Here is a 22,399-nt window from a genome sequence, read left to right as displayed (position 1 = left end):
TAAAAAAACGAAAGGAAGAATCGACGTGCCCAAATTAATTGTAACTCAAGGAAAGCCTTTACGGGGAAAAGTAAGAATTAGCGGCGCAAAGAACTCTGTTCTGCCTATTATTGCCGCCTCAATTTTAGGGGACAGGGAAAGCATTATTGAGGAAGTTCCGGATCTCACTGACGTAAAAATTATGTGTGATCTGTTGGAGTCCTTTGGGGTGAATGTTAAATTCTCCGAAAGCAAGTCAAAAGTTTGCATTAACACGAGTGATATTTTAAATACAACAGCACCTTATGAGTTGGTAAATAAAATGAGGGCATCTATTCTTGTCATGGGTCCGCTGTTGGCCAGAACAGGAATAGCCAAAATTTCCCTTCCGGGTGGATGCGCTATAGGTACAAGACCTGTAGATTTGCATCTAAAAGGATTTGCAGCGATGGGAGCCGAGATAGAACAAGGACATGGTTATATAGAAGCAAGAGTAAGCGGAAGACTCAAAGGGAGCAAGATATACCTGGATTTTCCCAGTGTGGGTGCTACGGAAAATATTATGATGGCTGCAGTTTTGGCAGAGGGCCAGACAATTATTGAAAATGCTGCAATCGAACCGGAAATTGTGGATCTTGCCACATATCTTACTGCCATGGGCGCCGATATAAAGGGTGCAGGCACCGATACCATTAAGATACACGGTGTTCATAGCTTGAGCGGAACCAACCATGCAGTAATACCCGACAGGATTGAAGCGGGGACATTTATGGTGGCTGCAGCGGTGACCGGCGGAGATGTAATTATTGAAAATATTGTGCCCGATCATGTAAAACCGATTACTGCAAAGCTGAGGGAAGCGGGCGTTGAAGTTTCCGAAGAGCTCTCAAGCATACATGTAAAAGCCAATGATGCAATAAGGCCTATTGATATTAAAACACATCCGTATCCCGGTTTCCCGACGGATATGCAGGCACAGATGACTTCTTTGATGACCAAAGCAGAGGGAACCAGTATGGTTATCGAGACTATTTTTGAAAACAGGTTTATGCATTTGGCAGAGCTCAAAAGAATGGGAGCAAATGTTAAAATTGAGGGAAGAAGCGCGATTATTGAAGGTAATAGCAAACTTACGGGAGCAAAGGTAAGGGCAACAGACTTAAGAGCCGGTGCAGCCCTTGTTTTGGCAGGACTTGTAGCTGAAGGCGTTACCGAAGTTACCGAGATAGAGCATATTGAAAGAGGGTACGTAAGAATACACGAAAAGCTCAACTCCCTTGGAGCAAACATTCAAAGAGTCGAAGATGAACAGTAAAATTTTAATAGAGTAAAATGAAGTACATATTAAAGGACGCAGGTTATTTACCTCGTCCTTTAATTATTTTGCTTTTATTAATGCATTATTATATTATCCTTTCCACTGCTTTTCATTGTCCGTAAAAAAAGAATAACTTGTAATTTGCAATCATATTTATTAGTACTGACATGCACTTGTTGGTAAGAAACTACAAAGCATCGGGAAAAGGTATGGATAATGAAAAGATTCGTTAGATATGTTTTGTTAATGACTATAATAGTAGTTATTCTCCCTCTGATTATCGTGAGAGGATGCAGTACAGTAATTGAGGACATTGTACCCGAGGAAAAAGAGGACATGACGTTAAAGGTGTATATTAAAGACAGGGATGAAGTTGAGGAAATGATTCTGGAGGAGTATCTCAAGGGCGTGGTGGCGGCTGAAATGCCTGCGGATTTCGAATTGGAAGCCTTAAGGCACAGGCTGTTGCTGCCCGTACCTATGTATACGGAAGAATGAAAAAATTCTATTCCCCAAAGGAAGATACCCACAAGGGGGCCGATATCTGTACTGACCCGGGACACTGCCAGGCATGGACAAAAAAGGAGGATGCAATGGCAAAATGGGGCACTTTCAAAGCCCTTGACAATTGGAATAAAATTGAGAGAGCAGTCAAGGAAACAGAGGGAATAATCATTCTGTATGACAAAAAAGTGGTGAATCCGGTATTCCATGCAAACAGCGGAGGGATGACCGAGAATGCGGAAGATGTCTGGGAAGGAGTGGAAGTACCTTATTTGAAAAGCGTAAAGAGTGAAGGTGAGGATAAAAGTTCGGGGTACAAGGTTGAGACGGTGTTTAAGGAAGAAGAAATAACGAAAAAACTGGAGGAAGAATACCCGGATATAGATATAGAACCGGAAAACCTTTTAGAAGAAATTGAGGTATTGGAGAGAACTCCGGCGGGAAGAGTAAAGGAACTTAAGATTGAGGATGTGGTTATTAAGGGTACACAGCTAAGAACCTTGCTGGGCCTTAGATCTACGAATTCAATATTGAAAAGGGAGATGACGGCGAGGTTATAATAACGACGATTGGATACGGGCATGGGGTCGGTATGAGCCAATGGGGGGCAAATTACCTTGCAAAAAACGGCGGAACGTATGAGGAGATTTTAAAGCACTATTATACTGGGGTATACCTTGACACTATTGAGAATTTCGAAGCATGTAACCGGTAACCGTAAAGATTAAATATTTTTTCTTCTCCATGTATATTGCTGCCATATGCGGTAACAATAATATATGGAGGTGGAAAAAGTGGATTTTAAAAAAATGTTTCCCGACAAGAAGATTTCACAAAAGAAAGTTTTGGATTTTCTCGATAAAAAAGGATTTTATATTGTTTTGGCATTGTGTATAACGGTTATTGGAGCTACAGCGGTATTCATTACAGCACATAACATACGTTCATCAAAAGACATCGGTGAAGAGGATATTATCTCACCGGATATGGCAAGCAGCATAGTTGATGAAAACGGAAGCAACAGTACTTATTTATTGCCGAAAGACGGTCTTGAAAGTGAAATTGCGGCAGAAACATCGGGAGAGGCAATCGAAGCAATAAAGCCTTCCGGTCCTGCTGCAAGTCCTAAAGCAGAAGAAAGTCCAAAACCTTCGGCAAAGCCTCAAAAAGCAGAGACATCAACAAAAACAGAGGCAGACAGCCAAAAGGTTGAAGCAGCAAAGACATCAGAAAAATCCGCAAACAAGTCCGAGGGCAAGTCTGAGAGTGGCAAGAAACTTACATTTGTAATGCCTGTTTTTGGAGAAGTGACTTTTGAATATGCAATGGACAGGCTGGTTTATTCAAAAACTTTGGATGAATGGCGGGCTCATAGCGGAGTGGATTTGAGAGCGGACAGAGGCACTCCGGTCAAAGCCGTTGCCGATGGAGTGGTAACTGAGGTTAAAAGCGATCCCAGGTTTGGTGTAACAGTAATTGTAGAGCATGAAAACGGCATAAAGACATTGTACGCAAATCTTGCCAGCGGAGACATGGTGACTCCAAACCAGAAGGTCAAACAGGGAGAAATAATCGGAAGCGTAGGAAATACCGCAATTATTGAATCAGCAGAACCTGCACACCTTCATTTTGAAGTTTTGAAAGACAACAAACCTGTTGACCCGAAGAGTTATCTCCAGTTGCCTTCGGATGACAAAAAATAGATGTTGATTTATGAAGACACATTAAAAATATTAAAAGCCAGTGGTATTGTATATATAGTTCCACTGGCTTTTAATATTTTCTAATCCTTTAATTCTCTAATCTTTTGGGAAAACTCTTCCACAGTAAAGCTAAAGCGGGTAATGTCGTAATAACTCATTTCGGCAATCGAATCGGACCTTTTAACTTCTTTTCTTACTATTGGAGTTGGTGTTGATGAATAACTAATATGCTGAGGTCCCCGCGCATGAATTTTTGAGTTTATGACATCAAATCTGCCTTCATTAAATCCTACGGTGAGATATGCATCTTCCGCATTGTCAACTTTAGCTTTTACCAGAAAAAGTACCATTTCATCGCCTGGTCTGAAAATGGGATCTCCCGGCATGCTTATTTCTTGTTCACCGTTAATGGCACCGGTTTGAACCAGTTTTATTATATCTCCCTTTGAAAGGCTTCCTTCAATAACGCTTAATACTTCTGCATTAGTTATAGTACTAGGGAATCCTACTTTTTCAATAGTTTCATACGATATAGCTTTTAAATGAACAATTTCTTCCGATTTTTTCTTTACCTCTGCTACACTCATGTACTCACCGGCTATATTGGGCATTATACCTCCGCCCATTCGAAGGCCTCTCCTAACTTCATTGGCATTATCTGTGGGTACGGCGTTGCTATTATCGGTACTTAAACTTTCGCCGGCAGTATCTGTTGGCAACCCATTGCTATGGTCTAAATTATATGCCGGTGTAGCGTTGTTATCCCTGACGCTTACATTTTCACCGGTATTTTGGGCTGGCACAGCATTATTATTGCTGCAGCCGGCAGCACCTAAAAGCAAAGCTGCTGCGGCAGTAACTAAAATTACGCTTTTCTTAATAGACATTTTTCCCCACCCCCCTTTAACAAGAATAAAAAAGTCATAATTCCACTAACTTTTTAAATTGTTATCCTGCTACTTCTATAGAAAATATTACATTTATATCAAATTTATTATAACATCAAAGCCAAAAAAGTCAAGTCCAAATTTGTGTGTAAAATACCTCGGTCATCAAAGCAGTAGCTAATCAAACAATAGTCTAAGCGTTTATGCCGCGAAAGCTGTTGACAATGAGTACATGGCATGTTAGGCTGGTTGGCCGGGCATCACTACACCAGCGTAAGGCCTGCCTATCATTGTGGAGTGATGGCTTGATGCCCATCAACATGCCATGGGAGGCTCGTTGTCAACAGACCGTGGAATAAATGCGGCTATACAGGGCAAGCAATTTAAGCAGCAGTGTCGTCTTCTGAGTCATTATCCCGGACAGTATGGTAATATAGCTCCATATCAAAGTATTTACGGCCTGTCTGCCATTTTTCATCCTGCTCCATTAAAAGAGCTCCCATGAGCCGGATAACAGATGCCTCATTGGGGAAGATCCGGATAACCCGTTCCCGGCGTCGGATTTCCTCATTAAGTCTCTCTACTCCATTGGTGGTACGAAGCCGCTTCCGATATCTGAGAGGCAACGCCAGAACAGCAGTGATATCGTCAAAAGCTTCGTCCAGCAAGTTTGTGGCTTTTGGTGCCCTGGCTTCATACTTTGCGATAATCTGGTCCCGAACCTTGCGGGCACTCTCAAGATCGACAGACTCGTATAGCCGGCGCAGGTCTTCCTTGATTTCTGGCTGCAATGCCTTAGGTGCATGGTCCAGCATGTTCCTGGAGAAGTGGGTTTGACAACGCTGCCAGCTGGCTCCCTGAAAGTGTTTTCTTACAGCATTAACAAGGCCCTTGTGATCATCTGAGGTAACCACGCGGACATCTTTCAGCCCCCGTTCTTTTAAGGAGCCAAAGAACTCGCCCCAGCTGTTTTCGGACTCACTGTTCGCCAACTGAAATCCAACTACCTCGCGATGTCCTTCCTCATTGATGCCGATGGCTATAAGCAGTCCTCTGGATTGTATACGCTTGTTTTCACGTACTTTTACATAAATGGCATCCACCATTAGAAAAGGATAATGGCTTTTCAGAGGCCGTGTTCTAAATGCATTCACCATTGGATCCAGGTTCTTGCATAGAGTGGAGATAGTCGATTTTGAAAACTTCTTTCCACAGAGTTCTTCAGTAATCGACTCAATCTTTCGAGTAGAAACCCCATTGATGACCATCTCCATCATTGCCAACACCAGTGCCTGCTCACTCCGTTGATAGCGCATAAAAAGCTCTGTGCTGAACTGTCCGTTGCGGTGTCGGGGGATTCTTAAGGTTAACGTCCCAATTCGTGTAGTTAGCTGCCTTTCTCTGGTACCATTACGATAGGCGGTTCTTCCTTCCGTCCTTTCATAAGGCTCAGCACCTAACTGTTCTGTAGATTGTGCTAAGAGTACCTGGTTGAAGATTTCCTCCAACAGTTTGGAAAATGCTTCATCTTTACCATTTGATAAAAAAAGTCCGTGCAAAAGTTCCTCGGTTATTGTAATATTAAACTGAGCCATGGTTCATCCTCCTCGGTTTGGTATTTGTTGGGCAACTTATATTTTAACCGAGGTGTGAGCTTTGGCTCAACTTCTTTTTACACCATTATATAGACTTAATCGCCAAAAACGTAAAACAGTGTAATTTTAAAATGTCCTGCAATCATAAGTCAATTCAAAGAGGCATATATATTAGTGTAGCAACTAAAGCCTTTAAGATATGTAATTTACGCATACAGATATCAATAAAATTCTTAAGCATGGATACACAAAATTACCTGACTTAAAAAAGCCCGTGATAGACTTTAGTTTGACAGTTTCGATAACGTCGGCAGCAAGTCAGCGGTAATAGATAAAAAATATCAAGCTAGGTTGAATAGTCTAGAGTATCAACTGTAAGGGGGGCGTATCGTTGAAAGGTATATAGAAGAGAGAGCTGTGGAGCTTGCAAATTACATCGTTGAAAACAAGGCGACCGTGAGGGCTGCTGCAAAGAAATTCGGAATAAGCAAAAGCACTGTTCACAAGGACGTGACTGAAAGATTGATGAAAATTAATTCTGCCCTGGCCGAGGAGGCAAAGGCGGTATTGGACAAAAATAAAGCAGAAAGACACATAAGAGGCGGGTTGGCAACAAAAGCAAAATATAAAGGAAAACATGGGGGCTAAAAAATAAAATAAATACCAAAAAACATAAAAAAGTCGGGAAACCGACTTTTAATTTTTTGAATAAATACACAGGCGGATTTTTGCTCATATGTTGCAAAATTGTTGCAATAATAAAATAATATGATAATATTTAATTATGAGTATAGCTTTCCAATACAAGTTTTGAAAGGGAGATGCGCTTTGTTTGGGCTTGGACAGGATATAGGTATTGATTTGGGAACGGCATCAGTACTTGTTTATATAAAGGGAAAAGGCATAGTATTAAAAGAACCTTCTGTTGTGGCAATCGATAAAAATACAAATAAACTTCTGGCTGTAGGAGAGGAAGCCCGGCGAATGCTTGGCAGAACTCCTGGAAATATAGTCGCGATAAGACCTTTAAGAGATGGTGTAATATCCGATTATGATATCACTGAGAAAATGTTAAAGCATTTTATCGGCAAGGTGTGCGGCAATAAGGCATTTAAGTTTTTCAAGCCAAGGATTATCGTATGTGTGCCCAGCGGAGTTACCGAGGTGGAAAAAAGAGCGGTCAGAGAGGCAGCAATGCAGGCCGGTGCGCGAAAGACATATCTTATTGAAGAGCCTATAGCTGCTGCGATTGGAGCCGGCATCGATATTTCAAAAGCCTGCGGAAGCATGGTAATAGATGTGGGTGGAGGTACCACTGACATAGCCGTTATATCTCTCGGCGGTATTGTTGTAAGTTCTTCCATTAAGGTTGCAGGAGATAAGTTTGATGAAGCCATTTCAAGATATATGAGGAAAAAACACAACATTATGATAGGGGAACGTACTGCGGAAGAGTTAAAAATCAATGTTGGTACGGTTTATCCCAGGGTACAGGAAGTATCCATGGAAATTAGGGGAAGAAATCTCATATCGGGCTTGCCAAAGACCATTACCGTTACTTCCTCTGAAATTATGGAAGCTTTGGAAGAGCCGATTTCAAGTATTGTGGAAGTTGTGCATTCAGTTCTTGAAAGGACACCGCCTGAGCTTGCTTCGGATATTAGCGACCGCGGAATTGTCATGACAGGCGGCGGAAGTCTGGTATACGGTTTTGACAAGTTGATACAGGAAAAGACAGGTATAAATGTGGTTATTGCAGATGATGCCGTGTCATGTGTTGCTCTTGGGACAGGCAAAGCGCTTGAACATATAGAAACTATTGAGAAGAGTGAACTGAGCGATAACACTGTAAATTATATTTAAGAAATTTTAAATATGTTTAACTTTGACTATGCTAGAGGTCGGGTTTTTGCCCGGCCTTTTTTAGTTTGGGCTTTTGGAGTGAAATGTTTTGTTGTTTTTTCAGATAATAATTTCTACTAAACCATTTCGATAAATTTCCGATATTCTATATTGTAAGAGAAGTAAGATAAGCCGAATAAGATAAATACGTATTTAGGAGATTAAGTTATGATTAGAGGTCTTTACACGTCAGGTTGGAGTATGCTGGCAAACAGCAAGCAAATGGATGTTGTATCCAATAACCTTGCAAATGTCAATACCACCGGGTTCAAAAAAGATACGGTGATATTGGAAAGCTTTCCCGATGTGTTGGTAAAGAGGATTAACGACAGCTGCAGCAGCAGTAATCCTTCAGGAAGATTGGGGAATGTACAGCTCGGAAATGACGTAGGAGAGGTTTTTACATACTATAATCAGGGACAGCTCCAGAAGACAGACAACAATTTGGATATGGCTATTTCCAATTGCGATACAGCCTTCTTTACCGTAGCGGTACCTGCCGGAAACGGAGAGTTTAGAGAATATTACACGAGGGATGGCTCTTTTGCGCTGAATGCTTACGGTCAACTGGTAACAAAGGAAGGCTATTTGGTAATGGGTCAAAACGGCGTTATTACCCTTAATTCGGAGAATTTCAATGTTAGTGATGACGGTACGATTGTCGAAAACGGGCAGGCCGTTGACAGACTGTTGATAAGAAATTTTACGGATACTACGACGCTGAGAAAAACTGGTTCAAACCTTGTGCAAAGAACGGAGAATACACAGGAGCAACCGTTTGACGGGATAGTAAGACAGGGCTATCTTGAACAGTCAAATGTTAATTCCATTAATGAAATGATTAATATGATTACAATAATGCGTTCTTATGAAGCAAATCAAAAAATTCTTCAGGCCCAGGATGGAACGCTTGAAAGAGCAGTAAACGAAATAGGAGTCGTAAGATAGGAGGATAATTATTATGATGAGAGCACTGTGGACAGCAGGGTCGGGAATGACGGCTCAGCAGCTGAATGTTGATGTTATATCAAACAATCTTTCAAATGTTAATACCACTGCGTACAAGAAGGAAAGATTGGAATTTAAGGATATGCTGTATGATACTTTAAACAGGGCATATATCCTAGATGGGGAAGGAAGACCGGTAAATCTGCAGGTAGGATACGGAACAGTTCCGATGGCTACACTGAAAAACTTCCAGAGCGGAAATTTCGAAAAGACCGACAATCCTCTTGATCTTGCCATAGACGGCGACGGCTTTTTCACTGTGTTGGGTCCAAGGGGAGATATAGTTTATACCCGGGACGGAAGCTTTAAAATCAGTGTGACCGATAACGGAAATATGCTTACAACATCGGATGGATATCCTGTGCTGGATGAATCCGGAGTGGAAATAATACTTGATATTGATGTGTCAAAGCTGAATATTTCATCTGACGGAGAAATGAGCTACACCGATGAAAACGGAGTAGTAGTGCCTTTGGGACAGAAAATAGGTCTTGTAAAATTCCCGAACAGAAATGGTTTGGAGAGCATAGGAAGCAATTTTTATGCCGGCACTTCCGCATCAGGGGAAGCGGTACCTGATGAGGAATTGGGCAAAAAGAGCAATATAAGACAGTATTATCTTGAATCGTCAAACGTACAGGTAGTTGAGGAAATGGTTAAGCTCATTGTTGCCCAAAGGGCGTATGAGATCAATTCCAAAGCAATTCAGTCCGCAGAGAGATGCTGGGAATAGCAAACAATTTGAAGAGATAATTTAGACTTGGGCTTTGCTGAAAAACCTTCAATATTTTTACTGGAAAAATTAAATAGGAGCGATTATAATGGATATAAGCGCGATTACCAATAAATATTTTAACAGTTCAATACAGAGCAGCAGTGTGAAGTCTTCCGATGACGATTTTGAGAAAAGACTTCAGAATGCTCTTGAGAACAAGGATGAGAAAGAACTCAAAAAAGCATGCAAAGAATTTGAAGGGATTTTACTGGAAATTGTATACAAACAGATGAAAGCCACTGTTCCAAAATCTGATTTTATACCTGCTGATCCGGGCAGGGAGATTTTTGAAGATATGCTGGATGAGGAGCTGGTAAAGGAGTCGAACGGGCGTATTAACTTGGGCCTTGCGGATAGCCTTTACAAGCAGCTTTCAAAGAATTTCAAGGCCAAGTGATGCAAATAGCTGAGAAAAAGCTGAAATTGCAGGCTAAGGGAGTATAAAGATCGATGAACAATAAGGCAGCGGTCAATACAATAAAATTTATGATTTTAATAATTACAACCCTCATAATTATTTATGCAGGGCGTTTTTTATTTGAAGAAAGAAATCAGGTAAACGATAAAGGGGTCGGAAATGCCGCTGATATAGATACTGTTCCGTCAGACAACAAACCATTTCCCATGGAACATAAGGCTGTCAGTACAGAAATCAATGGAATGAAACAGGAAATAAACATATTGGAGATTGATTTGAGCTTTGGCGGCGTTAAAATAAAGCCGGCATTAGCCTTTGACTCTATATACGGTTTTCAAAGCCTTAAAGATATCGCGGTTAGCAACAATGCTTATGCAGCCGTAAATGCAGGGTTCTTTTACTCGTATGGTGAACCCTCAGGTATGGTGGCGATTGACGGAAAAACCTATACAAAGTCTACGGGGAGATTTCCTGTATTTGTTGTACAAGGGAAAAATGCTTCATAAGCGAAGTTTGGAGCAATATATGGATACTGCACGGCAATAGAAGGATTTTGGCGGATAATATAAACAGAGAGGGAAAGCCAGGAGAAATAGTTGTGTATACACCGGTGTTCGGACTCACCAACAGGGCGAATAAGCTCAATACTTCATATATTATAGAGGACAACAGAGTTGTAAAGAAATTCCGCGGTGATACGGAGTGCAAAATTCCTTCCAACGGAATGGTGGTTACCCTTTATGAGCCATTTCATTGGAGCGGAAATTTGAAGTGGGAGATTGGGTCGGAATCGATATTGATCCGGATTTTGGGCCGGAGTTTCAGGCATACGAGTGCGGAAGCTGGCTTGTAAGGGATGGAAAGGTGGCAGCCGTTGACAAGGATGAGTGGTTGGGTTGTTGACCAATCGGGATCCGAGAACGGCCATAGGTGTAAGGTATGACGGCAAGGTACTGCTTATTACCGTAGATGGCCGGCAGCCGGGATACAGTCTTGGTCTTTCATCGAGGGAGCTTGCAGGCTATCTGGTAAGTCTGGGGGTAAAAGATGCTGCCATGCTGGACGGCGGAGCTTCAACCCAGATGGTTATAGAAAACGAGACGGTAAACAGGCTCCCTGCCCGGGAAAGAATGCTGGGCGGCGGAATTGTGGTCATTGTAAGTAAAGATTTAGCAAATTAGCTTATTAAAGTTATTAGACTATTATTGTATTAATGTTTTACTTATTTATAACTCAGTGCTATAATGTATTTCGTACATAACTATTTTTGGAAAGAGGTGTTTTGATGCTGACCAATGTAGAAATTCAGAATATTATTCCCCACAGATACCCCTTTTTATTGATTGATAAAATAATAGAGGTTGAGCCGGGAAAGAAGGCAGTAGGAATAAAGAATGTCACCGTAAATGAGCCGTTCTTCCAGGGTCATTTTCCGGGAAATCCAATTATGCCGGGGGTTCTTATAGTTGAGGCTTTAGCTCAGACAGCATGTGTTGCAGGGCTAATGGTTGAAGAGAATAAAGGGAAACTGGGTGTATTTACAGGTATTGAGTCTATGAAATTCAGAAGGCAGGTTGTTCCGGGAGATACATTAAAGCTTGAGGCTGAGTTTTTGACGTTCAAGCTGGGAATGGGAAAAGTAAAGGTTTTGGCTACTGTAGACGGACAAGTTGCAGCGGAAGGCCAGATTAAGTTTGCAATGATTGATACCAACAAAAACGGTTAATATTAAGAGTATTTAATACGGAAAAGTCCGAGGACCACACGCATATCGTGAAATCATCGGACTTTTTAGTGTTTTCTTCTATTGGTTTAAATTGGAACAACACCAAATAAATCAGCTTACGGCAATCATTTGTTTATCTTTGAGAAACATTTCGCCGACCCGGTAAACATCGCCGGCTCATGGTAAGTATCAAATCACCCGACGAAGCATTTTCCTTGAGATATTCAACAATTCCTTCAAAGTCGGGCAAGTATATGGCATCCTGGCCGTTTGCCCGTATCTTTTCCGCCAGGGTCTTTGAATGTATTTCACCGGTGTCCTTTTCCCGGGCAGAATATATATCTGTAACAATAACTTTATCCGCATCTTTGAAGGCTTGAGAGAACTCATCCAAAAGGAGTTTTGTCCTGGTATAGGTATGGGGTTGAAACACCGTCCAAATCCTCGGATAGTTTCCGCTTCTTGCGGCCTTTAATGTTGCCTTGATTTCCGATGGATGATGGGCATAGTCGTCAACAACCTTTATATTGTCTTCAATTCCCTTTAATTCAAAGCGGCGGTGAATTCCGGTATAGCTCTCAAGGCCTTTCTTTATGTTTTCAATACTACAGCCTAAGGCATCACATGCAGCGATTGATGCAAGGGCGTTGCTGATATTATGTACACCCGGAATCTTAAGCTGTATGCTTGCGATTCTTTTGCTGTTTTTGAGTGCTGTAAAGGATGCAAAACCGTTCTCATCGAAGGAAATTTCTTCAGCTCTCCACATTGCATCTTTTGAATTTAGGCCATAGGTGATTATGTTGCAGTGCACATCTTTGAGAAGAGACAAAATGTTTTTGTCGTCAACACATGCAACCACATAGCCGTTTTTGGGGATAAGATGAATAAATTTTAAAAACGAGCTTTTAATATGTTCTATATCCTTGAAATAATCAAGGTGATCGGCTTCAATATTCAGCACAACGGCAAGATATGGGTGAAATTTCAAAAAGCTCTCCACATATTCGCATGCCTCGGCAATAAAATAGTTATTTCCGCCTATCCTTGTATTTCCCCCAATAGCATCCAGCTCTCCGCCAATATGAATGGTAGGTCGAGAGACGATTTAAGCATGATCAGGGAAATCATGGATGTAGTTGTGGTTTTTCCGTGAGTACCGGATACGGCGACACTAAAAGGATATTTTTTCATTATTTCACCCAACAGTGTTGCCCTGTCTAAAGTGGGAATTCCGAGACTTTTGGCTTTCATAAGCTCAGGATTGTCACTTTTTACAGCGGCTGTATATATTACAAGATCTGCATCGCCAATGTTTTCCTCACTATGCCCTATATTTATTTTAACTCCTTTATTCTCAAGTTTTGAAGTTATGTTTGAAGGTTTCATGTCAGAGCCGGACACACTAAATCCCAGGTTTAAAAGGATTTCTGCAAGCCCGCTCATACTTATTCCGCCTATACCGATGAAATGTACATGTTTGAATTCTTTTGAGTCTAGTATACTTAATTGTTCCAATGCCAACACTCCTTAAACTTTAATATACAGCCAGATAACATCATAATCTATATTTTATTAAATTCCAACATAAATTTTATAGTCATATCAATTAATCTTATAGTCTTATATTAATACTAACCGGCTAATATAACAATAAAAATATCCAATTAGTATTATATGAAAATTTTAGCACATTTATAAGTGTTTCCGTATTTTTATTTTTTAAAACGAGTTAAGACTAATTAATTTGACATGAAGGAAATTAATCAAATTGAAAAGTAGATTTCGATATTTTTGGGGGAGAAATACAACTAAAAAATTTTAAGTAAAATGAGAAAGTAAAGTTTACTTTATTTTGCAAGAATAAAATCCACCTCTTAATAAAATTTAATGATTTTTCAAAAGAGGTGGATTTTTGTATCCTAAAAGGCTTAAAATATTCGGAAATATATAGTATAATATACGAAGATTAATTGGAAGAAACAGTAGATTTGCCTTGATTAACCTACATATGACTTAAAGATTGAGTACAAAATAAGCCTGGAGGGATTTGATGGAAAAGTTTCATAGGAATGAACGGCTTGCTGTTTTGATAAAGACCTTGTGTGATTCACCGGGAGAAACCTTTACCCTTGGCAGCTTTGCAGATATGTTTGGCTCTGCAAAATCCACAATAAGTGAAGATATAGATATTGTACAGAATTTGCTTGAAAAGTTTGATTTGGGGTCTATCGAAAGCATGGCCGGTTCCACGGGGGGTATAAGATTTGTCCCCGGATACAAAAAAGACAAGATAAAATCCATCCTAAACTCTCTGTGTCAAGATTTGTCAAACAGTCAGCGGATTCTTCCGGGCGGTTACCTATATATGCTGGACATTATCTATGATCCGAAAAGGATATCCGATATTGCATATATTTTTGCAGGACATTTTTTCAAAAAAGAAATAGATTGTGTTATCACGGTTGAGACAAAGGGTATTCCTCTTGCCTTTGCCACTGCAAAACAGCTGGGTGTGCCTCTGGTTATAGCAAGACACAACAGTGAAGCCACAGACGGACCGTCGGTAAACATAAATTATGTGTCCGGTTCATCAAAGAAGATTCAGACAATGGTTCTTCCCATGAGGCTCTTAAAGGCTATTCAAGGCTCCTTTTCATAGATGATTTTATGAAAGGCGGAGGTACAGCAAAAGGTATAATCGATATGGTAAGAGAGTTTGAGTGTGAGGTTGTAGGAATCGGTGTCGTTATTGAGACTTTGGAGCCGTCGAAAAAACTGGTGGATGATTATGTATCTCTGTTAACATTGAATATTGTAAACACCGAGGAAAAACTTATAGATGTAAAGCCCAGTAAAGGATGGATGTAGAAAAAAATTCCTTTATTATTCGGATTTGCTTATATATGAATAATATATTGATAAAGAGAAATGCTATAAAAAGGGTATAAGTTTATAAAAAAATAAAAAACATAAAAAAATAAGAAGGAAAATCAAAAATAATGCCGAATATAATATTTAGTACACGATGAATACACAATTTACGGAAGGTGGTAACATCTCATGGAAATTACCGATGTTCGCATCAGAAAGATTGATTCTGAAGGAAAAATGAAAGCTGTCGTTTCTGTAACCTTTGACAATGAGTTCGTTGTTCATGATATAAAGGTTATTGAAAGTCAGAATGGCTTATTCATTGCAATGCCTAGTAGAAAAGCTCCAGATGGGGAATTCAGGGATATTGCTCATCCTATCAATGCAGAAACCAGGGGCAAGATCCAGAGCGCCATTTTGGATAAATATGAGTCAATTTCTTCAGGCAGCATTGAAACAGAAGAAGGTAATTAAAAACAACTAGATTATTTTAAAACCATATAAAAACGAGAAGATATTGAATTTTAAAATTACTAAATCGTGAAAAGGACTGCATTAAATCCATGCTTATTCAGGATTTTCGTGGTGGGACTGTTTGTTTTCTTAAGGTATCTTTCGGCCTAACACAGAGGAAAACAGGGTTCTAATGAATAGGCAATAGGTTAGTGCGTACTTTTGACGATTTTTATTTATGTGAAATCAACTTTTGTGGTTGAAAAGTTTATTAAAAAATGAGAAAATAAAGATGGCTATAAAAAAGTACTTGTTGCATAATTATATTATTGGTTATTAATTTTAGAAAGCTTCATGGATTAATTGCAGAATTCTTTTATAGATACTATAAAGGAATCTTCAAAGTGATTTGAGAGCTTTTTTTCTTGGTGGAGCTTAAGAATAAGGAGGAAACTTTTAATGGGATGCTTGATGGCAGTCATTCTTGCCGCTGGAGAAGGAAAAAGAATGAAGTCCAAAAAAGCAAAGGTTGTGCATGAAATTCTCGGTATGCCTTTGGTTGAATGGGTTTATAGATCGGTAAAAAAAGCCGGAATAGATGAAGTTGTGCTTGTAGTTGGGCATAAGGCAGAAGAGGTAAAAGAAAAGATGGGGACAAAGCCTTTACGCTTTTCAAGAAAAGCAATTGGGAACGGGGCATGCACTTATGCAGGCTCAGGAGTATCTGAACAATAAAGACGGTTATGTTGTAGTGCTGTGCGGAGATACTCCTCTAATCACTTCAGAAACCATTTCCAATACCGTTAATTACCATAAAGAAAATGCAAATTCAGCTACAATTATTACTGCAGACATTGATAAACCTGACGGATACGGCAGGATAGTAAGAAGCGGTGACGGCAGTGTCAGAAAAATTGTTGAACACAAGGACGCTTCTTTGGAGGAGAGGAATATAAAAGAAATCAACTCCGGAATGTACTGTTTTAATATAAAAGATTTGACAGAAGCATTAAAAGAGCTTGATAACAATAACAGCCAGGGAGAATACTACCTGACGGATACTATCGAAATACTTATAAACAAAGGAAAAAAAGTTGGAGCAATAAAAGTTGAGGACAGCAGTGAGATATTGGGCATAAATGACAGAGCCCAGCTTGCTGAGGCAGGCAGGATAATTCGAGACAGAATTCTAAAAAAACATATGGAAAACGGCGTAACGATAATTGACCCTGCTTCAACGTATATTGACGAGGATGTGGAAATAGGGATTGACACAGTGATTTATCCTTCCACAATCATTGAAGGGAAGACAAAAATAGGCGAAGATTGTATAATCGGTCCGGGAAGCAGGATTGTCGGTGCCCAAATTTCCGACGGGGTAGAGGTAAAGAATTCTGTCGTGCTGGAAAGCTCTATAGACGATGATACAAAAGTCGGTCCTTTTGCCTATATAAGGCCGGGAAGCCGGATAGGCAAAAAGGTTAAGATTGGTGATTTTGTTGAGGTTAAAAAGTCCGTAATAGGAGATAAAACCAAGATATCACATCTTACATATGTGGGAGATGCCGAAATTGGAAAGAATGTTAATCTCGGATGCGGTGTTGTAGTGGTAAACTATGACGGGCAGAAAAAGAATAAGACAATTGTGGGGGACAATTCATTTGTGGGCTGCAATGTAAATCTGATTTCACCTGTTGAAGTTAAAAGCAATGCTTATGTGGCAGCCGGTTCTACGATTACGGAAGAAGTTCCGGAGAAATCTCTTGCTATTGCCAGAAGCCGGCAGATAATCAAGGAGGACTGGGTTGTAAAAAAAGGAATGTTAAGGCAGGAGAAAGAATAACGTCAATAAAAATTTTACTATTTATTAATATTAATATAAAATAAAAAGGTAAGAAGGGGAACATAAGATGAATTTACATGGAAAGGATATTAAAATTTTTGCAGGAAACTCAAACAGGGAGTTGGCTTTGGAAATTGCAGAAAAAATAGGGCTTCCGCTTGGGTTGGCAAATGTAGGAAAGTTTAGCGATGGTGAGACTGCAATTAATATTAACGAGGTTGTTAGAGGTTCCGATGTGTTTATTATTCAATCCACATGTCCGCCTGTTAATGACAACCTTGTTGAATTATTGATTATGATAGACGCTCTCAAAAGGCTTCAGCAGGAAGGATAACTGCTGTAATGCCGTATTTCGGTTATGCAAGACAGGACAGAAAAGCTAAAGCAAGAGATCCTATTTCAGCAAAGCTTGTAGCGAATCTTCTCACAACTGCGGGAGCAGACAGGGTACTTACAATGGACCTTCATGCACCTCAATTGCAGGGATTTTTTGATATTCCGCTGGATCATCTGCTGGGTGGAAATATACTGGCAAACTATTTCCTCGAGAAATTTGGAGATATGAGTGATGTTGTAGTAGTATCGCCTGATGTAGGCAGCGTTTCGAGGTCAAGAAAGTTTGCCCAGAGGTTGGATGTTCCCTTGGCTATTATTGACAAGAGAAGACCGAAAGCCAATGTTTCGGAAATAATGAACATAATAGGCGATGTTAACAATAAGAGAGTAATATTGGTGGATGACCTTATCGATACGGGAGGAACAATCGTTAATGCCGCAAATGCACTTATGGAAATAGGTGCAAAAGAAGTATATGCTTGTTGTACTCACGGACTTTTGTCAGGTCCTGCGATTGACAGAATTAAAGAGTCAGAAATTAAAAAGCTTGTTACATTAAATACAATTCCGTTGGATGAGAACAAGAGAATCGATAAGATAGTATCGCTATCTGTTGCTTCTGTATTTGCCGAAGCCATTGAAAGAATATATGGAGATATTTCCATAAGCTCGCTGTTTACCCAGCAAGACTAATTATCGATTTTTAGCGGGTTTTCTGTAAATAATGATATATTAAAATTTTACATTGCCTCCTTAAGAGAATTAGGGAGGCAATTTATTAGTTGTCTGTATAACATTACAAGAAGAGGTGGCAAATTTGGAGGATTTGTTTGTAATAGTAGGACTGGGCAATCCGGGAGCAAAATATGAAAATACGAGGCATAATGTGGGATTTGATACGGTGGAACTTCTTTCAAGAAGACATGATATAAAGCTTACAAAGCTAAAGCACAAGGCTCTTATCGGTGATGGGAATATAGGCGGACGGAAGGTGATTCTTGCAAAGCCCCAGACCTTTATGAACCTTAGCGGTGAAAGTGTACGGGAAATAGTTGAATGGTATAAGATTCCTGTAAAAAATATTATAATAGTATATGATGATATAGATTTGCCTGTGGGGAAGCTCAGATTAAGACCCAAGGGCAGTGCCGGAACCCACAACGGCATGAAATCTGTGATATACCAGATACAGTCCGATGAATTCCCCAGGGTGAGAATCGGTGTTGACAAGCCGCCGGAAGGGTGGGACCTGGCAAATTATGTTCTTGGCAGGTTTTCCGGTGACGAAAGAAAGAAGATTGAAGATACTATTGAGCGTGCGGCGGATGCTGTTGAGGCCATAGTAAAATCCGGTATTGACAGCGCAATGAATAGATACAACAAATAATATATTGATGCTAAGAGGTTTACCAGACATGAGTATATTAATGGATAAGCAGTATCTGATAGAGCCCCTTTTTGAGATAAAGGAATACACTGACGTGCTTGAGAACGTCAAAAGGGGTATACCTACAACTCTGACAGGTCCTTCGGAGTCCCAGAAGGCTCATATAGCCTGCGGGCTATGTTACCATTTGGGTTTAAAAGGTATATACATAGCTTATAATGAGATACAGGCAAGAAAAATGTTCGAGGACATTTCATTTTTCTTTGGAAGAGATGTTGTATTTTTCCCGTCAAAGGAGATTATGCTTCATGATGTGGAGGCAAAGAGTTATGATTCGGTTTATGAAAGAATAAGTGCTCTTTACAGGATTGTGAACGATGATTACAGCTTTATAGTGACAAGTACCGAAGCATTGTGTCAGAAGCTTATTGACAAAGAGCTTTTTAAAGAAAGCATAATAAGTCTTGCTTTGGGGGATAGGATTGATCTTAGTCTTTTTATACAAAAGCTTGTATCCATAGGTTATGAAAGAGTGGCAACTGTTGAAGGGAAAAGCCAGTTTGCAGTCCGGGGAGGAATTATAGATATTTTCCCGGTAAACAGTGACACTGCGGTAAGAATAGAGCTCTTTGACGATGAAATAGACTCGATAAGAAGCTTTGACACCATGACCCAGAGGTCTATGGAAAATCTTGATGGAGTAACGGTTTTGCCTGCAAGAGAACTAATTTATCCCCTGAGCTTGAGAGATGCTATTTTAAAAAGAATATCCGAAGACCTCAAAGAGCAAATAGAGAAAATGGGGGCGAAAAATGGCAAGAGCCAGATAGAGAAGCTTGAAGCAAAAATAAGTTCCGATATCGAGAGATTTTCCCAGGAATATTATTTTGCAGGAATGGACAGGTATATTCCATATATTATCGAAAAGCCGTCTACCGTAACTGACTATATAGGCTCCGATATACTCACATTTGTGGATGAACCTAAAAGATTTGAGCAGAGACTTGAGAGTCTTCTGATGGAAACTAATGAGATGTGTAAAAGTTTCCTTGAAAACGGACAGCTTCTTGCGGGAAGTTTCGATATTTTCTTTGATTATGATTATCTATGGGAGGGGCTGAAGAAAAGAAAAAATGCATTGTATTTTAGCACTCTTCCTTCCGGCGAAGGGCAGGAAGGCCAGAAGGAAAACATAGTGTCAAAACTTCTTAACTCCTATCAGGGGCATTTTGAGATGCTGGCAGAAGACATAAGTCACTGGAAGAAAAATCGTGCAAGAGTGGTCATACTTTCAGGGAGTAAAAGCCGCAGTGAAATGTTGGCCGAGACTTTAAGGACAAAAGATATCGAAGCTGTATACATGGAGGAGCCTCACCGGGACATTCAGCCCGGAGAGGTGGTAATAACCCATGGTATTTTAAACCGAGGGTTCGAATACCCAAGCATTGGCTTTGTGGTAGTGAGCGGAAAAGAACTGTTTGGACAGGAGAAGAAATTAAGAAAGCATAAATCGGCAAAAGGAAAGAAAATAAGTGTATTTACCGATTTGAATGTCGGTGACTATGTTGTTCATCAGATTCATGGGATAGGAAAATATATTGGAATTGAGCAACTGGTGGTAGAGAACATAAAAAAGGATTATCTCAAGATTCAATACAGTGAAGGGGATTATCTTTATGTTCCAACAAACCAGCTTGATCTGATACAGAAGTTCATAGGTTCGGAAGGGAAAACGCCGAAGCTCAGCAAACTGGGGGGAACGGATTGGACGAAGGCCAGGGCCAAGGCAAAGGAATCGTTAAAGGAACTTGCCGAGGAGCTTATCAATCTATATGCCCAGAGAGAGGCGTCAAAGGGGCATTCCTTTGGGAAAGATACGGTGTGGCAGAAGCAGTTTGAGGACTTGTTTCCGTATCAGGAAACGGAGGATCAGCTAAAATGCATTGAGGAGATAAAAAAGGATATGGAATCGCAAAGGCCGATGGATAGGCTGCTTTGCGGCGATGTGGGTTATGGCAAGACCGAAGTGGCAATGAGAGCGGTATTTAAGGCGGTTATGGATGGCAAGCAGGTGGCTTATCTGGTTCCGACAACGGTTCTTGCTCAGCAGCAGTACAACACTTTCAAGGAAAGGATGAAGGACTTTCCCGTAACAGTTGAAGTAATAAGCCGGTTTAGGACACAGGCGGAACAGAAGAGGATATTAAAGGATGTAAAGGCGGGCATGGTGGATGTACTTATCGGAACCCATAGACTACTTCAAAAGGATATCTCCTTTAAAGACCTTGGGCTTTTGGTGATAGATGAAGAGCAGCGTTTTGGAGTAGCCCACAAAGAAAGGATCAAAAGCATGAAGGCAAATATTGATGTTTTGACCCTTACGGCCACACCAATACCGAGAACTCTGCATATGTCCCTTGTCGGTATAAGGGATATAAGCACTATCGAAGACCCTCCGGAAGAAAGATATCCTGTTCAGACTTATGTGATGGAATACAACAACGAAGTTATTAGAGATGCCATAAACCGGGAATTAAGCCGGGGAGGACAGGTTTTTTATCTTTATAACCGGGTCAGAACTATAAATTTGAAAGCGGGAGAAATACAGAAACTGGTTCCTGAAGCCCGAGTGGCCATTGCCCATGGGCAGATGAACGAGACGGAGCTGGAAAACATTATGTTTCAGTTTATAAACGGTGAATATGATGTTCTTGTGTGTACCACCATAATTGAATCGGGCCTGGATATGCCAAATGTAAATACCATTATAGTAGAAGATGCGGACAAAATGGGGCTTGCCCAGCTTTATCAGCTTAGGGGCAGAGTTGGACGTTCAAACAGGCTTGCCCATGCATACATAACATATAAAAAGGATAAGGTTCTTACTGAAATCGCTGAAAAGAGGCTCCAGGCCATAAAAGAGTTTACGGAATTTGGCTCGGGATTTAAAATAGCAATGCGTGACATTCAAATAAGGGGCGCGGGAAATCTTCTAGGACCGCAGCAGCACGGACACATAGACTCTGTGGGTTATGACATGTATTGCAAGCTTTTGGCTGAAGCGGTGAACGAGCTTAGGGGTATACCTGTCTCCAAAGAGGAAGAGGAGATTTCCATAGATATAAATGTAAGCGCCTATATAGATAATGATTATATCAGTGACGAGAATCAGAAGATCGATATGTACAAAAAAATTGCTTCTATAAATGACGAACAGGATGTATTGGATAACGAAGACGAGCTGATGGACGCTACGGGGAGATACCTCAGCCGGTAAAGAATTTGCTTACAATTGCATACATAAAATCTTTGGCTAAAGCATGCGGGTTTTCAGCTGTTCAGGAGAAGAACGATGCGGTAATCCTTCAGTACTCCGAAAACACAATTATAAATTTTGAGATATTGGGAAAACTCATGGATAAATACAGAAGAAAGCTTCTTTTTTCGGCTAGCAACAAACCCTATATTACTTTTAAGATAACAGGAGTAAAAAGAGAGGATTTGCTCGAAATTATTAAGATTTTGTTACAAGACATTAAGAAATTGCAGGAGGGTTCATAATTTATTATAATAGATATAGTTGGGATTTTTGTGTAGACATAAAACAATTAAATTAGTCCTACAAAAGCTTTATTTTCAAGGCAAGCTATTGTGCTATTTTTCTTGCACCGGGAAGGCAGCATAAATAGTA

General features: G+C 40.2%; 15 protein-coding genes and 7 pseudogenes. 19 read left to right on the top strand and 3 right to left on the bottom strand.

All coding sequences use genetic code 11. The features are described from left to right. Positions 1 to 25 precede the first annotated feature (25 nt). The 4 genes and pseudogenes from murA to JCM21531_RS02215 all read left to right on the top strand — a co-directional run bounded on the left by murA (position 26) and on the right by JCM21531_RS02215 (position 3,504). Complete coding sequence (gene murA / locus JCM21531_RS02225) at positions 26 to 1,294, top strand: UDP-N-acetylglucosamine 1-carboxyvinyltransferase (protein WP_038287122.1); 1,269 nt, start codon at positions 26 to 28, stop codon at positions 1,292 to 1,294. A gap of 219 nt (positions 1,295 to 1,513) precedes the next feature. Continuing rightward, a pseudogene (gene spoIID, locus JCM21531_RS20130) lies at positions 1,514 to 2,361 on the top strand (stage II sporulation protein D). Positions 2,362 to 2,393: 32 nt separating this feature from the next. Next, positions 2,394 to 2,516 (top strand): hypothetical protein, encoded by a 123-nt coding sequence (locus JCM21531_RS23455; protein ID WP_279378962.1) that lies wholly within the window; start codon positions 2,394 to 2,396, stop codon positions 2,514 to 2,516. Positions 2,517 to 2,595: 79 nt separating this feature from the next. After that, positions 2,596 to 3,504 carry a M23 family metallopeptidase gene (locus tag JCM21531_RS02215; protein ID WP_038287067.1) on the top strand — a complete coding sequence of 303 codons (909 nt, stop codon included), beginning with the start codon at positions 2,596 to 2,598 and terminating at the stop codon, positions 3,502 to 3,504. Between the two features lie 80 nt (positions 3,505 to 3,584). Here JCM21531_RS02215 and JCM21531_RS02210 read toward each other — a convergent pair whose 3' ends face one another. Continuing rightward, positions 3,585 to 4,391: a hypothetical protein gene (locus tag JCM21531_RS02210; protein WP_038287066.1), complete on the bottom strand. Its 807-nt coding sequence runs from the start codon at positions 4,389 to 4,391 to the stop codon at positions 3,585 to 3,587. Between the two features lie 383 nt (positions 4,392 to 4,774). Further along, positions 4,775 to 5,986 (bottom strand): IS256 family transposase, encoded by a 1,212-nt coding sequence (locus JCM21531_RS02205; RefSeq protein WP_038287064.1) that lies wholly within the window; start codon positions 5,984 to 5,986, stop codon positions 4,775 to 4,777. Positions 5,987 to 6,403: 417 nt separating this feature from the next. On the opposite strand from JCM21531_RS02205, the gene spoIIID reads away from it, so the two are divergent. The 9 genes and pseudogenes from spoIIID to fabZ all read left to right on the top strand — a co-directional run bounded on the left by spoIIID (position 6,404) and on the right by fabZ (position 11,815). Then, the gene (gene spoIIID / locus JCM21531_RS02200; RefSeq protein ID WP_243467084.1) at positions 6,404 to 6,634 is read left to right on the top strand and encodes a sporulation transcriptional regulator SpoIIID; all 231 of its coding nucleotides are present in this window, start codon (positions 6,404 to 6,406) and stop codon (positions 6,632 to 6,634) included. A 180-nt stretch (positions 6,635 to 6,814) separates the two neighbouring features. Further along, positions 6,815 to 7,849, top strand: a complete 1,035-nt coding sequence (locus tag JCM21531_RS02195) for a rod shape-determining protein (protein WP_038287060.1) — start codon at positions 6,815 to 6,817, stop codon at positions 7,847 to 7,849. A gap of 207 nt (positions 7,850 to 8,056) precedes the next feature. Beyond that, entirely contained in the window at positions 8,057 to 8,836 is a 780-nt protein-coding gene (locus JCM21531_RS02190) for a flagellar hook-basal body protein (RefSeq protein WP_038287057.1), read from the top strand. Positions 8,837 to 8,849: 13 nt separating this feature from the next. Beyond that, positions 8,850 to 9,649: pseudogene (locus tag JCM21531_RS02185) on the top strand (flagellar hook-basal body protein). Between the two features lie 68 nt (positions 9,650 to 9,717). Further along, positions 9,718 to 10,068, top strand: a complete 351-nt coding sequence (locus JCM21531_RS02180) for a rod-binding protein (RefSeq protein WP_038287054.1) — start codon at positions 9,718 to 9,720, stop codon at positions 10,066 to 10,068. 89 nt (positions 10,069 to 10,157) lie between these two features. Continuing rightward, the gene (locus tag JCM21531_RS20125) at positions 10,158 to 10,595 is read left to right on the top strand and encodes a hypothetical protein (RefSeq protein ID WP_243467083.1); all 438 of its coding nucleotides are present in this window, start codon (positions 10,158 to 10,160) and stop codon (positions 10,593 to 10,595) included. Positions 10,596 to 10,842: 247 nt separating this feature from the next. Further along, positions 10,843 to 10,992, top strand: coding sequence for a hypothetical protein (locus JCM21531_RS20120; protein ID WP_243467082.1), 150 nt, complete (start codon positions 10,843 to 10,845; stop codon positions 10,990 to 10,992). Next, complete coding sequence (locus JCM21531_RS20115) at positions 10,977 to 11,270, top strand: phosphodiester glycosidase family protein (protein ID WP_243467081.1); 294 nt, start codon at positions 10,977 to 10,979, stop codon at positions 11,268 to 11,270. Before JCM21531_RS20120 ends, JCM21531_RS20115 begins: the two co-directional genes overlap by 16 nt. Positions 11,271 to 11,374: 104 nt before the next feature. Further along, complete coding sequence (fabZ, locus tag JCM21531_RS02170) at positions 11,375 to 11,815, top strand: 3-hydroxyacyl-ACP dehydratase FabZ (RefSeq protein ID WP_038287052.1); 441 nt, start codon at positions 11,375 to 11,377, stop codon at positions 11,813 to 11,815. A gap of 111 nt (positions 11,816 to 11,926) precedes the next feature. On the opposite strand, the pseudogene murC reads toward fabZ, so the two are convergent. After that, positions 11,927 to 13,333, bottom strand: a pseudogene (murC, locus tag JCM21531_RS02165) (UDP-N-acetylmuramate--L-alanine ligase). A 535-nt stretch (positions 13,334 to 13,868) separates the two neighbouring features. On the opposite strand from murC, the pseudogene purR reads away from it, so the two are divergent. The 6 genes and pseudogenes from purR (at position 13,869) to mfd (ending at position 22,269) form a co-directional block, all read left to right on the top strand. Beyond that, positions 13,869 to 14,686, top strand: a pseudogene (gene purR / locus JCM21531_RS02160) (pur operon repressor). A 192-nt stretch (positions 14,687 to 14,878) separates the two neighbouring features. Beyond that, the gene (gene spoVG / locus JCM21531_RS02155; protein ID WP_038287050.1) at positions 14,879 to 15,163 is read left to right on the top strand and encodes a septation regulator SpoVG; all 285 of its coding nucleotides are present in this window, start codon (positions 14,879 to 14,881) and stop codon (positions 15,161 to 15,163) included. A 438-nt stretch (positions 15,164 to 15,601) separates the two neighbouring features. Next, positions 15,602 to 16,985: pseudogene (gene glmU, locus JCM21531_RS02150) on the top strand (bifunctional UDP-N-acetylglucosamine diphosphorylase/glucosamine-1-phosphate N-acetyltransferase GlmU). Positions 16,986 to 17,052: 67 nt separating this feature from the next. Next, positions 17,053 to 18,014 (top strand): annotated as a pseudogene (locus JCM21531_RS02145) (ribose-phosphate pyrophosphokinase). A 124-nt stretch (positions 18,015 to 18,138) separates the two neighbouring features. Then, positions 18,139 to 18,708, top strand: coding sequence for an aminoacyl-tRNA hydrolase (gene pth, locus JCM21531_RS02140; protein WP_038287047.1), 570 nt, complete (start codon positions 18,139 to 18,141; stop codon positions 18,706 to 18,708). 28 nt (positions 18,709 to 18,736) lie between these two features. Further along, positions 18,737 to 22,269, top strand: a pseudogene (gene mfd / locus JCM21531_RS02135) (transcription-repair coupling factor). Positions 22,270 to 22,399 lie beyond the last annotated feature (130 nt).

It is taken from the genome of Acetivibrio straminisolvens JCM 21531 (assembly GCF_000521465.1).
GTDB classification, from domain to species: domain Bacteria; phylum Bacillota; class Clostridia; order Acetivibrionales; family Acetivibrionaceae; genus Hungateiclostridium; species Hungateiclostridium straminisolvens.
Note: the sequence above shows the minus strand (reverse complement) of the source record. Positions and strands in the feature narration are given on the sequence as shown.

Excerpts from the sequence above, each read along its gene's own strand:
- JCM21531_RS23455 (WP_279378962.1), top strand. The coding sequence starts at position 2,394 with ATGAGCCAATGGGGGGCAAATTACCTTGCAAAAAACGGCGGAACGTAT.
- JCM21531_RS02210 (WP_038287066.1), bottom strand. The coding sequence starts at position 4,391 with ATGTCTATTAAGAAAAGCGTAATTTTAGTTACTGCCGCAGCAGCTTTG.
- JCM21531_RS02205 (WP_038287064.1), bottom strand. The coding sequence starts at position 5,986 with ATGGCTCAGTTTAATATTACAATAACCGAGGAACTTTTGCACGGACTT.
- JCM21531_RS02190 (WP_038287057.1), top strand. The coding sequence starts at position 8,057 with ATGATTAGAGGTCTTTACACGTCAGGTTGGAGTATGCTGGCAAACAGC.
- JCM21531_RS02180 (WP_038287054.1), top strand. The coding sequence starts at position 9,718 with ATGGATATAAGCGCGATTACCAATAAATATTTTAACAGTTCAATACAG.
- JCM21531_RS20125 (WP_243467083.1), top strand. The coding sequence starts at position 10,158 with ATGATTTTAATAATTACAACCCTCATAATTATTTATGCAGGGCGTTTT.
- fabZ (WP_038287052.1), top strand. The coding sequence starts at position 11,375 with ATGCTGACCAATGTAGAAATTCAGAATATTATTCCCCACAGATACCCC.
- spoVG (WP_038287050.1), top strand. The coding sequence starts at position 14,879 with ATGGAAATTACCGATGTTCGCATCAGAAAGATTGATTCTGAAGGAAAA.